Source organism: Pseudoduganella sp. RAF19 (assembly GCF_052114165.1).
Classification (GTDB): domain Bacteria; phylum Pseudomonadota; class Gammaproteobacteria; order Burkholderiales; family Burkholderiaceae_D; genus Rugamonas.
In genome coordinates, this window is record NZ_JBFREF010000010.1 from 71,786 (window position 1) to 86,838 (window position 15,053).

General features: G+C 62.7%; 11 protein-coding genes. All 11 read right to left on the reverse strand.

All coding sequences use genetic code 11. From position 1 onward, the window contains the following. Nucleotides 1–27: 27 nt before the first annotated feature. Nucleotides 28–1,992, reverse strand: a complete 1,965-nt coding sequence (locus AB4Z19_RS25025; protein WP_442036398.1) for an alginate lyase family protein — start codon at nt 1,990–1,992, stop codon at nt 28–30. Next, nucleotides 1,989–3,056 carry a glycosyltransferase family 4 protein gene (locus AB4Z19_RS25030; RefSeq protein ID WP_442023110.1) on the reverse strand — a complete coding sequence of 356 codons (1,068 nt, stop codon included), beginning with the start codon at nt 3,054–3,056 and terminating at the stop codon, nt 1,989–1,991. The genes AB4Z19_RS25025 and AB4Z19_RS25030 overlap by 4 nt, the downstream gene beginning before the upstream one ends. After that, the gene (locus tag AB4Z19_RS25035; RefSeq protein ID WP_442023109.1) at nt 3,053–4,390 is read right to left on the reverse strand and encodes a phenylacetate--CoA ligase family protein; all 1,338 of its coding nucleotides are present in this window, start codon (nt 4,388–4,390) and stop codon (nt 3,053–3,055) included. Before AB4Z19_RS25035 ends, AB4Z19_RS25030 begins: the two co-directional genes overlap by 4 nt. Next, nucleotides 4,380–5,609, reverse strand: coding sequence for a glycosyltransferase (locus tag AB4Z19_RS25040; RefSeq protein WP_442023108.1), 1,230 nt, complete (start codon nt 5,607–5,609; stop codon nt 4,380–4,382). The genes AB4Z19_RS25035 and AB4Z19_RS25040 overlap by 11 nt, the downstream gene beginning before the upstream one ends. 2 nt (nt 5,610–5,611) lie before the next feature. Beyond that, a complete protein-coding gene (locus AB4Z19_RS25045) occupies nt 5,612–6,589 on the reverse strand; it encodes a glycosyltransferase (RefSeq protein WP_442036400.1) in 978 nt (325 codons plus the stop codon). After that, the gene (locus tag AB4Z19_RS25050) at nt 6,586–7,710 is read right to left on the reverse strand and encodes a glycosyltransferase (protein ID WP_442023106.1); all 1,125 of its coding nucleotides are present in this window, start codon (nt 7,708–7,710) and stop codon (nt 6,586–6,588) included. The genes AB4Z19_RS25045 and AB4Z19_RS25050 overlap by 4 nt, the downstream gene beginning before the upstream one ends. Then, on the reverse strand, nt 7,707–9,224 hold the full coding sequence (locus AB4Z19_RS25055) for a lipopolysaccharide biosynthesis protein (RefSeq protein ID WP_442023105.1): 1,518 nt from the start codon (nt 9,222–9,224) through the stop codon (nt 7,707–7,709). Before AB4Z19_RS25055 ends, AB4Z19_RS25050 begins: the two co-directional genes overlap by 4 nt. 145 nt (nt 9,225–9,369) lie before the next feature. Next, entirely contained in the window at nt 9,370–11,745 is a 2,376-nt protein-coding gene (locus AB4Z19_RS25060) for a heparinase II/III domain-containing protein (RefSeq protein WP_442023104.1), read from the reverse strand. A gap of 169 nt (nt 11,746–11,914) precedes the next feature. Further along, the gene (locus AB4Z19_RS25065; RefSeq protein WP_442036402.1) at nt 11,915–13,495 is read right to left on the reverse strand and encodes a hypothetical protein; all 1,581 of its coding nucleotides are present in this window, start codon (nt 13,493–13,495) and stop codon (nt 11,915–11,917) included. Continuing rightward, complete coding sequence (gene epsI / locus AB4Z19_RS25070; protein WP_442023102.1) at nt 13,492–14,178, reverse strand: exosortase-associated protein EpsI, B-type; 687 nt, start codon at nt 14,176–14,178, stop codon at nt 13,492–13,494. Before epsI ends, AB4Z19_RS25065 begins: the two co-directional genes overlap by 4 nt. Then, nucleotides 14,175–15,053 carry an exosortase B gene (xrtB, locus tag AB4Z19_RS25075; RefSeq protein WP_442036404.1) on the reverse strand — a complete coding sequence of 293 codons (879 nt, stop codon included), beginning with the start codon at nt 15,051–15,053 and terminating at the stop codon, nt 14,175–14,177. Before xrtB ends, epsI begins: the two co-directional genes overlap by 4 nt.

Genomic DNA, 15,053 nt, shown 5'->3' on the forward strand with positions numbered 1-15,053 from the left:
GATGCTGCTCCTTTGATGTTGGACGGGCTAGTGGCCCGCCGCCAAAACAATCTCGGTCACGATCTCGGTGGTGCCGCGGATTTTGCCGCGCCACACTGCCGTCGTGATGCCAGCTTTTTCGTCGAACTTTCGCGAGATCCAGCCCGCGACAGGAGTCGTGCTGCAATGCAATAATTTCGGACCTTCGCCGAAACTGCATGTCATGTTCAAGCTCCGCGTTCTCGTCGTTGCAAGCACACTGTCAGGTGTCGTCTCGACCTGGCATTTCTCCCCGAAATGCCAGTGCAAAGCCACCTCATGCTCGCCAATGCATTCTAAGATATCTTTGACAACTACCCCGTTCCGATTGGAATCGAACGCAATCATGCGGCGGTGCAGCACAGGATCACCCAGACGGCAATATCCGTCTTGTTTTCCTTCGAACAATTGATGTTCCCCATCGACCCGATGGGCGACCAGTTCTGCATGGGCTTTTTTCAGCCACATGAAGTTGCCGCCGATCTCGGATTGGTCCTGCCCATCAACCTGAACCGTGTTGTGTGCCGCAGTGCCGCGGAAGTAGTCGCGCCACGCTTTTTGGGTGTGGTAGGCGTAGGTGCCAGGGTCGATCAGCAACTCTTCGCCACCGGCCGACAAAGTGAAAGACAGCGCATCGGCATGGCCATGCGCGGCAATGGACAGGTAACCCAGCGGCGCGCAATCGGCGACGATGCGCACTTCCTGTGGCGTGCCAAAGGCTCTGCCCAGCAGGTAGTAGCCGCCTTCCGGAAAGGCCATTACCGGCCGTTCCGGTTCCGCCGGCGTCAGCGTGCGCCAGCGCGACTCGCCTTCTGCGCCGAATAGCCAACGGTTCTTGTCGTCCAGCGCTCCCGCCTTCGCCTTCAGATCCGCGCGGCTGAACAGAATGGCGCAACTGGCCAGCAGCGAGCGGTAAGGATTCCAGTCCGGTTCGTAGCTGATGCGGACCATCTGCGCATCGTCGGCATCGCCGGTCATCGGCACATTGCCGCCGACGTCCATCAGCGCGGCCACGAATTCGGCCATGCGTTCCAGGCGCTGCAAATAGGCTGGCGAAAAGCTCTCGCCGTTGGCGGCGCCAATGTGCTGGCAGAGCAGCATCATGTCCATTACTTCGTGCTGGTAGTAGATGGCCTGCTCTTTGTTCACGCCATCGGATGCGTTCTGCTTCAGCGCTTCAATTTCCAGCCCGCGCCGCGCAACCGCGTGCCAGCGTTTGCTCTCGGGCCAGCACGGCCACTGCAAGCTGGCGACGTAAAGCCCCATGTACTCGCCAAACAGGTGATTGTTGGCGGACGAGTGGCGCGAGAAGTAGCCGCGGATGAAGTGGCAGTGCTGGTAGATGTTGTCCAGCCAGCGGCGTTGGAAGTCCGGGTGCTTGCCCACTTCGTCGCCCAGCAGTTGCCAGGCGAAAGCCCAGTTCAGCAAGCGCACAGCCAGTTCCAGAGAGCTGGTCCAGTGCACGCCTATCGGATACGGGCATTGTTCGAACCATGACAGCAGCAGCGTGCGCGCACCTTCCGCGTAGCGGCGGTCGCCCGTTGCCCGCCAGGCTGCGGCCAGCGTCACCAGTTCCAGATGGCGGCTCGGCTCCCACAGGTATTTAATGTCGCCTACCACATGCTCACTGCGGTAGTCGATGGCTTTACCCAGCCTCATTGGCGCCACGGTGCCGGTTTTCGGATCGCGGTTCCATTGCGGCGGGAAGCCGAGCTGGCGCCCGCGCATGGCAAATACATTCCAGCGGCCTGCCAGCACTTCGTCCGCTGCGCTGACCAGCGCAGCGCGGTCCGCCAATTCGGGCCTTGCGACGAAGGCAGCGCCCAGCCGCACCAGCGCAGGCGCCGGTGGATCGAGCGCGAGGCCGACGCCGAATTTACTGGCCTTCTTCTGCACCAGCTGCCGCACGCGCCACGCAATCTCGGGTGCGCCCATCAGCTTGAGTCGATTGATTTTCCAGGCCAGTGAAGTCATAAAGGCGCAAATCCCAGTTCCTGATAGAGCTTTTCAACACGCGGCAGCACGGCCTGGCTGGAGAACGTCGTCTCCACCTTGCGCCGCGCCGCAGCGCCCATGCGCTGCGCCAACGCTTCGTCTTGCAGCAGCTGTTCCAGCCGTGCAGCCAGGCCGTCCACATCGCCCGGCTGGACGAGGAAGCCTTCCACGCCATCGGACACCGCTTCCGGAATGCCGCCCACCGGCGTCGCCAGAACCGGCAGCCCGGCGGCCATCGCCTCCAAAACACTCATCGGCAAACCTTCGTTGTAGGACGGCAGCGCGTACAGCATGGCCGCCGCCAGCTGCTGTTCCTTGCGTTCGCCATTGACCCAGCCCAGCAAGTTCAGATGATCGGCCATGCCCAGTTGCGCGGCGCGCGTGCGGACAGCATCCAGCTCGCCATCCCCTCCCAGTCGCAGCTCGACCGCGGGTGCGGCGGGCAGCACCCGCGCGGCGGCTTCCAGCAAGTCATAGCTGCCTTTGCGCTTACCCAGGCGGCCCAGCGAGAGCACGGCGCCGCGCTGGCGCTCAGTCCACGCCGAGGCCGATGGCAGCAGCACCGGGTTGTAGATCGCTTCCACATGCGGATTGGACGAGACGCCCTGCACCCAGCGCTTCCACGCATCCGACAGCACCACGACGCGCTCGCAGCGATTGAAGATGGCGCGCACGATACGCTTGCGCAGTGGCCCGCATTCGTCGCCGTAGAACTGAGCAAACTCCGCGCCGTGCAAGTGCAGGATGGACGGAATGCCAAATGCAAACGCCAGCGCGAAAAAGCCGGACTTGCGCCAGAAGCTGGCGCGCGAGGCGACATGCACATGCAGCAGGCCAACCTGGCCGCGCAACAGCATGCCGAGGAAGGTCGCGTAGGCATTGACCATCGCGCGCAGCTTGCGCAGCTTGCCGCCGTCGCAGTGCGTGGCGATGTAGCGAATGCCATAGCGTTGCAGCAGGCCCGCTTGCTGATAGACGCGCACGACGGAGGCGATACCACCCATCGTATCCAGGCCGGTGCCGAGCATGACGATCTTCTTCATGCGGCCCGCCATTCGTTGATCACCCAACGGAATTTTCCGGCCGAGGTGTTCGGCAGGTCGTCTTTCATCACTATGGTCACGCGTACGGTCGCGTCGACCAGATGATGGATGTTGTGCAGCAGTTTGTCGCGATCCGCAGCATTGAAATTCTTGTCCGGCACGATGCGCAGCTCCCAGTGGCCGGGGCCAACCTGCGCCACCTGCGATTTGCGGATGTTCTCCACGCCCTTGAACGCGAATGTCAGCACGGACGGGCTGACCGGATTGCCGTCGCCGCCCGTGATCTCGTCCTCCAGCTTGCCGGTGACCGACTCGATCATCGGGAAGTTGCGCCCACAGGCGCAGCGCCCGTGCTTCCAGCGCGTGCGATCACTCAGGCGATAACGTACCAGCGGCATGGCGAGGTTATGGAAGGTGGTGCCGACGATGTGGCCGTAGCCATCGGTCGGGCGGCCCGTATCGTCCACGATTTCGACCCAGGAGTAATCCGGGTTGATGTGCATTTCGCCATGTTCGCACTGTGTGGCGAAGGCGACCCGTTCGGCCATGCCGTACATGTCCATCACCTTGCCCGCCAGGTGTTCGTTGATCAGCGCCTGCTGGTGCGGATACAGCGGTTCGGATGCGCTGAACAGGAAAGGCACTTTGAGCTGCCTGCCGCGGCGCTGGAGATGCTGCGCCAGCGTGTAAGCGGTGGACGGATAGGCCTGCATCATCGCCGGGCCGAAGCTTTCGATCTTGTCGATGATGGGATCGATGCAGGCGTCCGTCAGGTGGCGCGAGGACAGCAGGAGCTGGCGATTAAAACGGTTCACGAACCAGAACGGCGGGTTTTGCTGGTCGAGGTTGACCACCATATCGCCGCGCAGCGTCGCGCGCGGCATGCCGTCGTGGTAGCCGCCCCAGGTCCAGTGGCGCTTGATGAAGGCCTGCTCCATCTGCACGGACTGCATGCTGCGGATCACCACCAGCGGCGTTCCCGTGGTACCGCTGGTCTTGCCCAGGGCCTCCCACAGACGCTTGCTGCCGGCATTCGGATACATGCCCTCCGCGTTATCGAGCAGCGTACGCTTTTCCACGATGGGGAAGAATTCGCGCAGCGCTTGCGGCGCTTCGTCCACCGAGAAGCTGCGAGGAATGTGGCGATAGTAGGGCAGCTTGTTGATCGCCGTTTGCAGCGTACGGTGCAGCCACTCCTTGCGCATGGCGGACAGCGACTGGTCATCCATGGTTTCGTGGCGATTCAAGCGGTCCACCAGTTTGCGGCTCAGGACATTGTCGCGCACCAGCGCGCGTCCGCCGTACAGCAATTCTTTTCTCAGGTCAGACAGCATGGCCTTCCCCTTCCAGCACAGCGTGATAGCGGCGCGCCACAGCTTCACCCAGCACACGGTAGCTGCGCACCGCCTCAATAAATTCAGGACCTGCCGCGGCGCGGCGGCGCGCGGCCTCCGGATCGCGCAGGATGGCAAGCAATCCTTCCGCCATCGCTTCGGCCGTGCTGGCGGACAGCCAACCCGCGTCGCTGGCCGACAGCACGGCCGCCTGGTCCGGCGTATCGTTGCCCACGCAGGGCATGCCCAGCGCGAGATATTCCAGTAGCTTGGTCGGCGAGCTGACGTCGTACAGCGCGCCGCGCGGGATGTACGACACCGCCGCCTGCGCGCCCAGCAGATACTGCCAGGCCTCGCTGGCATGCAGCCAGCCTGTCACTTGCACCGCGTCGCCGATGCCGCGCTGTTTCGCGGTATTCAACCACAGGGTGATGTCTTCGGGACGCGGCGAGGAGCCAATCAGCAGCAGACAGGCATCGGGGATCTGGCGCCGCACCAGCACCAGTGCTTCAATGACTTTATCCAGGCAGCGTGCGCGGTCCAGCGTGCCGAGGTAGGCGATCACCGGGCGGCCTTCCCAGCCAGACCACTGGCGCGGCGCCAGGCCGCCGGCCGCGACGTTTTCCATGTCCACGCCCATCGGTACGGCGCACAGGCGCGAAGGCGGCACACCGCGACTGGCCATCAATGCGGCCATCGCTTCGCTTTGCACGAAGACGTGATCGGCACGCGGCAGCACTACGCGGTACAGCAGCCATTGTTCGATCAGACCTTTCGCCAGCACCAGCCTGGGACGCAAGCCGCCGCGGCGCGCGAGATCGGTGCGTGCGCGTTCGATACGGCCTTCGCTCATCAAATAGGAAACCCAGTAGGACATCGGAATGCGTTTGATGCGCGCGACCATCAGCGCGAGCAGGCCAATGCTGACCATGTCGCGCACCTGAATCAGATCGCAGTTGCTGCGATTTGCGCCGAGCAGCGCGCGCAGGCACAGTACAGCAAAGGACAGTTCAGCTTTCAGGCGTCCACCGGATTGCGATCGGCGCTGCGAGGCGAAACCGCCCTGCCCGTCCGCGTCGAGCGGTGCCGCGCTGCCTTTTCCGACCAGGTGGCATTCGACGCCGTAGCGCGGCAGGTATTTGCCGAACAACGTGGCCACATCGGCCCGGAATGTCGGCAGCGGCTCCGGTACGAGCTGCAGTATGCGCAAGCGTTTCATATTCAAGCCAATAAAAACTGTTCAATTTCCGCGCCCGGATCGCCACGCTGCTCCAGCTTGCGGCCGGCCTGGCGGATGCGTTCGGACAGCGTCGCGCGCAGCGACGGTTCATTTAGTGCGGAGGCCAGCGCCGTGCGCATGGCGCCGACATCGTTGTGCGGCACGAAGCCGGGATAGTCGGCGCCGAGGTATTCTTCAATCGACTCATGGCGCGTCGCCACCAGCGGTTTGCCGTTGCGGAGCACGCGCAGCAGCACGCTTTGCCCGCAGGCTTCACCCTGGCTGCGCAGCGGCATGGCAACCACCGAACTGCGCGCCAGCAGGTCTTCGAATTCAGCTTCGGGCAGATCGCGGTGAATCCTGATGCGATCGCTCGCCGGCGCCGCAATGCTGTTGCGCGCCGAGGCGACAATCACCAGCGGCGCAGCCAGCGGCTCGGCGGCTTGCAGCAGCAGATCGTAATCGCGGTTCGAAAAGCCGCCGGCAAAAATGCTGCCGTCCTCACCTTGCGCCTGCGCCTGGCCATCCAGCTCTTGGCGCCACAGGTGGAAGTGCACGCTCTCCGGCGGCATGCCCACCGCATCAATCAGATTGCGCGTTTCGCCGTGCGAGAAAGTGATGAAGCCAAGGCCGGGAAAGCGCAGCTTGCGCCAGGCGCCGTTCACGATATTGCGTGCCCGTTCGCCGTGGATGAAGCAACCCATCACCAGCAGGCGTTCAGGACGCGGCAACACCCCCGCCTTAATCAGCGCCAGCACCGGCAAGGCTTGCCAGCCAACGATCAGCACACGATCATTGCGCCCCCACAGTCCGCGCGCACGCAGCACGCGCGGCGACAGCATGGACAGCACAATCTCCTTCTTTCCGCGTATGCCTTCGCGCGGTTCCGGTCCGACGACGGTCACACGCGCTCCCCGCCCGGCGAGGTAGTCGATGATGTCGCGGTAGCCGCCCGCTTGCGAAAGGAGTACGTGAATCATGGCTTGCGCCCCTCTGCCACCACTTCGCGCAGAATTTGGAGGTACTGCTTGCTCACCACGTCGGCCGTGTGCTCGGATGCGTAGCGCAGCGCACCGCCGTCCTGCAGAGCAGCGTAGTATTCATCGTCTTCGTATAGGCGGCGAATGGTGGCGGTCAACGTTGGAATATCCTGCGGCATCATGCCGGTCCAGCCAGGGACGATGCTGAAGGTCGACTGGGGGCACAGCACCGGCGTGCGCGTGGACCAAGCGTCGCACAGGAAACCCCAGCCTGAATTGCTCTCGGTGTAGGCGAAGTAAGCGGATGACAGGCGCTCCAGCGCTTCCAGGCGCGTCACGCCCGTAATGTGCTCAATGCGGCTGCCGAAGCGCTTCTTCAGCTCCTCCACCACATGCAGATATGGTCCGCGGCCGATGACAACAAAACGTTCAACCGGCGTTTGCTCAAGAATCGCGGGCACCGTTTCGAGCCAGCGCGTGCAGTTCTTGTGGCGGATCAGCGAACCGATGTAAATCATCTCATCGCGATTGCGCTGTTTGGCCGGACGCCATTCCGGCGGCCGCTGTGCACAGTGCGCTGCGTAGTAAGCACGCCGGCCGCGCAGGCCAATGCGCGCCAGCGCCGGCAGATCGGCCGGGTCGTTGCTCATGACGGCATCGACCTGCCCGCACACCTGCCACCAGCGCATGCGCCCTGCGATGCGGCCCAGTGCCGGGACGCCGCCGTAATAGCGGCGCCGCACCAGCAAACTCGGATCGGCCGATTCCACGCGCAGCAGCACCGGCACCTTGTAGCGTTCGCGCAGGCGCGACAGCAGCGGCAAGGTATGAAAGGAATTCACCAGCAGCACATCAGGTTCGAAATCATCCGCCAGCTTTTCGACGGAAGACAGATAGTCCTCCGGCCGCTGCGACAAGGAAACCAGATCAGGGAAGACGCGATGAATTTCCACGCCATTGAAATTTTCGAAGTCGACACCTTGCTCGGTGCTTTTCAGCGCAGACACGCGCGAGGTAATCACGCGCACCGCGGAACCATGCGCCACCAATGGCGGCAAGGCGTAAGCCACTTCGTCAAACACCGGATTCAAGCCGGGATAAATTGCGAGGATTCTCATCATGCTTCAGACAACAGCTGGCGGCCCAAGGCCCGGTTGATCAGATTGCGGTCCATCTTGTCGATGACGCCGGACAATAGCAGAGCTACAACGAATACGGCGCACAGCAGCAGACCTCCTGCGATGGCAGCGAGCACGCTTTGCCCCGGCACCAGCCACGCAACAAACATTGCCGCAACCAGCGCGGCGAGCGCCCTGCTCCACCAGCGCAAGCCCAACGGCCACAGGAAGCCTTGTGCGCGCATGCCCGCTACCACCATCGAGTTGATGACGATTTCATTGCCCAGCAAAGCCATGGCAACGAACCACACACCCAGATGTTCAAAGCCCACCAGGTACAGGATCGGCAGTACAAACAAGGAACACAACGCAGCGCGCGCCCACATGCCCATCAGGCCGATGGCATTGCAGACGACGTTCAGAATCAGGCGATGCAGGCGCAGCGCAAGCCACGCGCACAGCACGGCAAACAGCGCGTGGTATTCGGCGAAGCGTCCGCCGCTGGCCAGCCGCAGAACCAGATCGCCATACACCACGGCGACGGCCAGCACCGGCAGCAAGGTCAGCGCGCTGATCTTGAAAACAAAATGCGCCCAGCGCTGCAACTCCGCGTAATCGCCGTTGCCGGCGTAAGCGCCGATCATGCGCGAGCGCACCACGGAAAAGATCACCATGCCCGGCATGTAGTTGCGGATGATGTCCGTCAGGCGCAGCACAAAACCGACACCGGCCATCGCCTCCGGCGTTTGCACGCGCGCCAGCAGCAGAAGCAGGAAGGAAGGCGAATACAGATATTCCACAATGCCGCTGGCGTAGTTGTGCTGCGCGACCCTGCGCATCTGCGCAAAGCTGGCGCGCCGCCAGCCAGGTTGAGGAAGCGGCGGCAAAGCGCGCATCGCGTACAGCACGAAGCCGGCGGACAGCAGCAGCGTCGCGCTTGCGGCTGCCAGTTCGGCCAGCAGCAATCCTTGCGCGGTGCCGTGCGCATCGCCGCGGCCCATGGCCAGCAAGGCTGCCGCGACGATCGAACCTTTGAGCAGCGTCGCAATCTGCATGCAGCTTTGCATGGCCATCGCTTCCAGCGTGTTATCGCGCAGCACGCGCATGCCGCCTTCGACAACCAGCAGCGCGGCCAGAATGCCCGCCAGTTCGGGCGGGAAGCCCGTCGCGGCATGCAGCGCATCACGCCACAGCAGCATGCACGCCGCCACTGCCGACAACACAAGCAGGCGGCCGCACAGCACGCCGGACACCAGCCCGGCCAGCGCGCGGCGATTGCCGTGCAGGCGCACATCAGGAATGAAGCGCAGCAGAACCCAGTCAAGACCCAGCGTGGACAGGCCCAGCGCCAGTTCGATGAAGGCCATACCGATCACGTAGTAACCGAAATCGGCGGCCGGAAGTACCCTTGCGGACAGCCCCAGCACGGCTGCTGTCAGCAGTGCTGTGGGGACCTTGCCGGCCAGGAAAGCCACGATGTTGCGACGCGTTTGGCGTCCGGAATATGGCGCTGTCATGTCGGCATGCTCTCGCGAAAAATCTTGAATTTAGTATAACAATTTGACCAAATTCTCGCGTTCCGGATGCGTTCAATCGTGCGCAGGGTGAAAAAAAACGGCGGATCAAACGATCCGCCGTTTCGGCATGGCTGCAGGTGTTTGGTTACGGCAATGGCAGCGTGATGGTCTGGCTACCCACGGTCAGCGTACGGCTGCTGGAACCCGTGGTCAGGCTGACTGCAGGCTTCTTGCAGCCCACATCCAGCAACACCAGGAACTCAGCCTTGGTTGCCGAAGGACGCGTGAAAGCCGCGTGGTCTTCGAAGCCGGTCAGCGGCGCCGGCCCCGTACGCTTCACCAGCGTGGTGCCTGGCGTAATCGAACGCACGCACACCGACTGGTCGCCGTTGACGATGGTCGCGCTGCCGTCGGACTGCGGCGCGATCGTTACCGGCGCGTGGAAGTTCCACTCGAAGGAGTGCGCTGCCGGTGCGGTCAGGCTATCCATCACCACCGCCAGATTCTGGCTGCGCAGATACCATACCTTGCGGTTGGCCAGCGAGACGGCGCCTTCAAAGGCCGGCGTTGCATCGCCTTCCACATAGTCCATCGCAGCAGTGGTCGAGAAGCCGGTGATCTTGCCGTTGCGGCCCAGGTTGACCGTATTGCCGTCCGTCTTCTGACCAATGCCATTGTCGTAAGTGATGGCATTGTGCGACTTGGTGGCGCGGTACCAGCTGGTCCACAGCGGCGAGCCGTACCAGTCGTAGTAGCCCGCTTCCATCAGCAGACGCTTGCCGCCGCTGTTCAGCACGATGCTGTTCTGGTCACCGTGGCTGTGGTTGTACGAACCGTAGGGGCTGGACTTGAAGTACAGCGACGTACGCTTCGGATCAGCCATCGAACTGTGCATCGCGGCCCAGCCCACGCTCGGATACATGCCGGCATTCGGCGGAGGCGTTGCCGTGCTTGGCGTGGTGGCCGGCAGCGGCGACGGCGCCTGCAGCAGGGTCAGCGGATCTTCCACGCCCGACATGCTCTGGTAGTACCACTTCGCAACCGGCGTGTCGAAGCGCGAGGCAAAGGCCTTCAGCAGATAGGTGTTCGGTGAATCTTCGTGGCCGTCGCCGAACACATGGTTCGGCGAACCAGGCGGTACGAAGTGGGCCATGAAGCGCAGGAAGCCGTCCGACCATGGCTTGCGGTAGATCGACACGCCCAGCGCCTGGCTCAGCGGGTCCCAGATCTGCACGGAGAAGTCCGCGGCAGCCTGGCCATAAGCCGTACCATTAGCGTAGCCGCCTTCCGGACCGCTCCACGTATAAACCTGGTGCACGTAAGTCCGCACGGCGAAGTCGAACCACCCTTGCGCCTGCGGCACATCGCCCACGTTCAGCGCGGCGATCAGCGCCAGGAAGCCGAGCGTATTGCCGCCGTGGGCGTCATACGGGTACTGGTCCATGCGGCCATTGCTGCCGGCCAGGTCGTTGTAAATGTCGGTGGTGCGGGCGGTGATCGCAGCCTGCCACCGGGCGCGGCGGGTCGCATCGATATTTGTCCACAGCATATCCAGCGCCTTCGACAGCGACAGCGCGATGGCGCGCGTCGCCTGGTCCTGGGTGGCGTAGCTGGTCGGACCGCTATTGCTCAGGGCCGCCAGTTCGTCGCCACGCTTCAGCGCTTCATTCAGGTAAGCAGGCGCCGTTGCTTCGCCCAGCTTCAGGCGATACAGCAAGGCTGCAGCTTCCACTTGCCAGGAGGTCTTGTTGATGCGGTTGCGGATATCGTTGTTCTGCGCGCTCAGTGCGCTGGTCATGGTGCCCGAGTAAGGCAGCGGCCAGTCGGTATCTTTCACTGCCGTCATCGTCATGCGCGACTGTACGCTTTCGATCAGGCGCCGCACGGCGTCGCCGCGCTCGGTGATCATGGCCGCAGTCCATTTGCTGTATGGGACAAAATATTTCGACAGCATGCGGGTCCGGCCGTGGTTGATCACGTTGTCGCGCAGAGTGGCGCTGTCCGGCACCTGGAAGGTCATCGCTGTAGAGTCCAGCGAGAAGCTGCGCACGGTAGACCAGTTGGTGGCCACCGGTTCGGCCAGCGGCACGATGGCTGCTTCGACCGCCGCTTCAACCTGCGCGGTGTTGCGGCCCGCCGCGATGTTCTTTGAACGCGCGGCAGCGGCGGCATCCGCCATCGCCTGGGTGTAGGTGAACGGCGCCACTTTCCAGGTGTAGATGCCGGAAGCGGTGAAAGCGTGCGTCGGCAGCAGCCAGTTACGCGACACTACCGATTTGATTGGCGCGCCGCCCGCAGGCGGCTGAACGACGACCAGATACCACGTGCTGGAAGTGGCAGTGGGATAGCGCGACCACGAGAAGCCCGGCGGATTCTGTGGCTGCAGCTGCATCTTGTCCGGCGCTGGGCGCACGGCTTCGATATTGACTGAGGTTGCCCAGTCGGCATGGCTTGCCGACGCGAGGGTGGCCAGTGCGGAGAACACAGCCAATTGTAAAATGCCGGCTTTGAACGGTTTCATGTAATACTCTCCACGCAATTCATAATCAAATCAACAACTTGCGTTCAGAACAGCGTAAGCCTTGATTCGGGAAGGAACGGAAAGTGTACATCCATCGGCAGCAAAATTCATTTCCGTACGGCACTTTTTAACAAATGTCGCGCGAAAAATACACAGACGAAAAGAAATGTCAAGCCATTCTTGCAACAGGTGTTAACCGCTTGGCAGCAGCTTTCTTAGACTCGGTAAACCGGCATAACTGAACGACGGTTCCGAGGCATAGCATCAGCAGCAATTGCGCGGTCGGCTCATCCATGACTGCCCGGCTGTAAATCAGCATCATGAGGAACAGCAGCATGGCGGCCACACAGGTGTCGGCTATCGCGCGCTGGGCCGGCGTTCCCCTGCCCTGCCGCACATAGCGCCATGCGGCAAGCAGTCCAAACAGTAGCATGGAGCCATAAGCGGCAGCGCCCAATACGCCCAGGTCCCACAACAAGATTGCAAGTGCCGTGGCATCCAGGTGCAGCGGTGCGTAGCGCAATGCGACCTCGCCTGCGCCCATCAGACCGGCAGGCTTGATGGAGCCGGGACCATAGCCGACCAGGCGGCGCGGCATGGTCTCTTGCGGGTCGTGCGCCCAGATCGCGATCGATGCGCCGCGGCTGATTTCGCCGGTGCGGTAGTTGACGTTATTCGGATCGAAGAAGTAGCCACCGCCCTTATCCAGCTTGTCCGCCACGGAGCGGCCGGAGTCGACCTTCTTGCCCCAGTACAGGGCGTCGTACACGATATAGGTCGTGCCGACGAAGACACCCACCAGCAGGCCGAAGCCAATGAAGGCGAACACGCTTTTCAGAATGCGCTTGCGCAGCACCCAGCCCAGCACCAGCGGCAGCCAGATGAAGGCCGCCTTCACTTCACCCAGCATGATGATGGCCAGACCGACAAACATCATGCCCAGCATGGCGCGCCGCGACAGCAGCCCCGCCTGCCAGCGCGCCGCCGCATAACCCATGGTCAACACGGTGAAGAACACCATCACGGCGCTGTTGCCGCCGGCGCCGGGCGTACCACCGAAGGTGCCGACGATGGCGTCAAAAGTGGTGGCGCTGGCGACGACGAAGTGCTGATACAGCACGACCGGCACCTGCAGCAGCACGACGATGGAGAATAGCTTCCAGATGCGCTCAAGCTGCGCTTCCTTCCACGCGAACCAGTACAGCGCGAACAGCACGGAGAACATCGGCAGCGTGGACTTGATGGCGGACGCCATCTGCGCCTTTGGAATACGGTTGAATACGATACTGACAGCAAAGCAGACGATGAACAGCACGGCCGCCACCGGCACCGAGGAACCATCGCCCGGCATGGTGCGCACGCCGCGCTGGCGTTTCGTCACCAGGTCCAGCAGCGCGCGGAAGAAGAACAGGATGGCCAGGCCGAAAGCCAGCCAGGTCGCAGCCTTGAAGCCGGCGAAATAGAGCGCCGAGCCCTGTATCAGGAACGTCAGAACGAACAGGCACAGGAACATGCCGTACAGCGGCAGCACGAACAGCAGCAGCACCGACAGCACGGCCGCGCCGATAATGGCGACCAGCGCCGGCGAATCGAGGCCGCCCACCATGCCGACAAAGGCCGCCAGCAACAGGAAAGGCAGCAGCAGCACCAGCGGGATACTGCGGTCCGGCGCGCGGCGCAGCGGTGCAGCGCTACGCGCACCACCGGCGGCGCCCGCCATGGCCGGCTTGCGGAAAAACGGCAGCTTCATGCGTCAAACACTCCAATCAAGCGCACACGCGAGGCCTCGTCCATCGATTGCAGCAGCGATTTGATGAACGACTCCTGCAGCGAATAGGCAACCGCGGTATCCGCGCCGATGCTGGACACGCGTACCAGCATCCCATCCGGCACCTTGCCGGTCAGGCCGTAGCGCAGTTCCTGCAAGCGCTGCTGCATGCCGGGCAGCGTTGCCTTCCTGCCGACCGTGATCCAGTAGGTGATCGGCTCATTGCGCGCGCCAGCCACCGCGTACAGGCGCTTCACAGGCAGCGCACCAAATGCGGTGGGAATGCTGCCGGTTTTGGCGCCGCTGACATCGAAGCCCTGCGCGGTGTAGCACACCTCGGGTTTGTGCACACCCATATTGTCGCCCTGGTCGCCGCCGTAAGCGATGGACAGCATGATGCGCTGCCCTGCGCCATTGATATAAGTGCGCGCCAGCGTCTGGTTATAGATCTTGTCCAGCTTGGCCTGCGTGGCCGGATCGACCTGCAGGGGAATAATGGACGTGTCTTCGCGCCAGTCGCCGAAAGACTGCGGCACCATCTGGGCCAGGCTGAAGCGGCCCTGCGCGTCCGCCATCTTCACCGATGGCGTCACGACCTTGGTCACCGCCGCCGACGACACCATCAAGGCGCCGAGGGTCAGACTGACCATCATCGACTTTTTCATGAATTGCGCCATTTGACGAACCACTGAAGGAAGGAGTCAACGCTGATAATCAGTACCAGCGCAGTAATGAACAGCACCATGCCCGCGAAGCCATGCAGGAAGCCCTGCCCCGCTTCATCACCCATGTAGTAGGTCACCAGCGACAGCGTGATGACGCGGATCACGTTCGCGGTGAACGAGATCGGAATAATCAGCATGGCCAGCGCGATATTGCGGAAGGTCGAGGAATGGCGCACCACGTTCAGGTAGAACAGACCCAGCGCTTCCAGCGTGAGCAGGGTCTGCAAGCCGGCGCAGGCATCGGCCACCAGCAGCTGGTACTGGCCAACCTGCAGAATCACACCGCTGCGCGCGATCGGATAACCCATGGCGAACAGCACATGTTCAGTGGCCCAGGACACCGCCATCTTCATCGGCATGGTCAGCATGCTCACCAGCGGACCCGGTAGCGGCACCATGAACAGCATGAAGAAGAAAGCGAACCACTGCACGCGCATGGCGCCGCGTCCGCATTTCAGCATCAGCACGGCGGCCAGCAGAATCACGAAGGACAGGATTTCGAAGGCGATGATCTGCTGCGAACGGCCCAGGATATACAGCAGCAGGCCGATGCCGGCCGCAATCCAGCCGGCGCTCTGCGGCTGGCCTTCGGTGCGGGCCATCATGTCCGGCCACTGGCGATACATCAGCCACAGCGACAGGCCGAGAATGATCGGCCCATGCGCCTGCTCTTCGGTCGACCACAGGCCGCTGAACAGCGTATAGAAAGTGGGCACGAACAGCACCAGCATGCCCAGCACGACGGGCCACCACTCAGGCAGCACTGCCTTCAGGGATGTCAGGCTGTTGGGATGGGCGTCCAGAGTGCTTTGCAT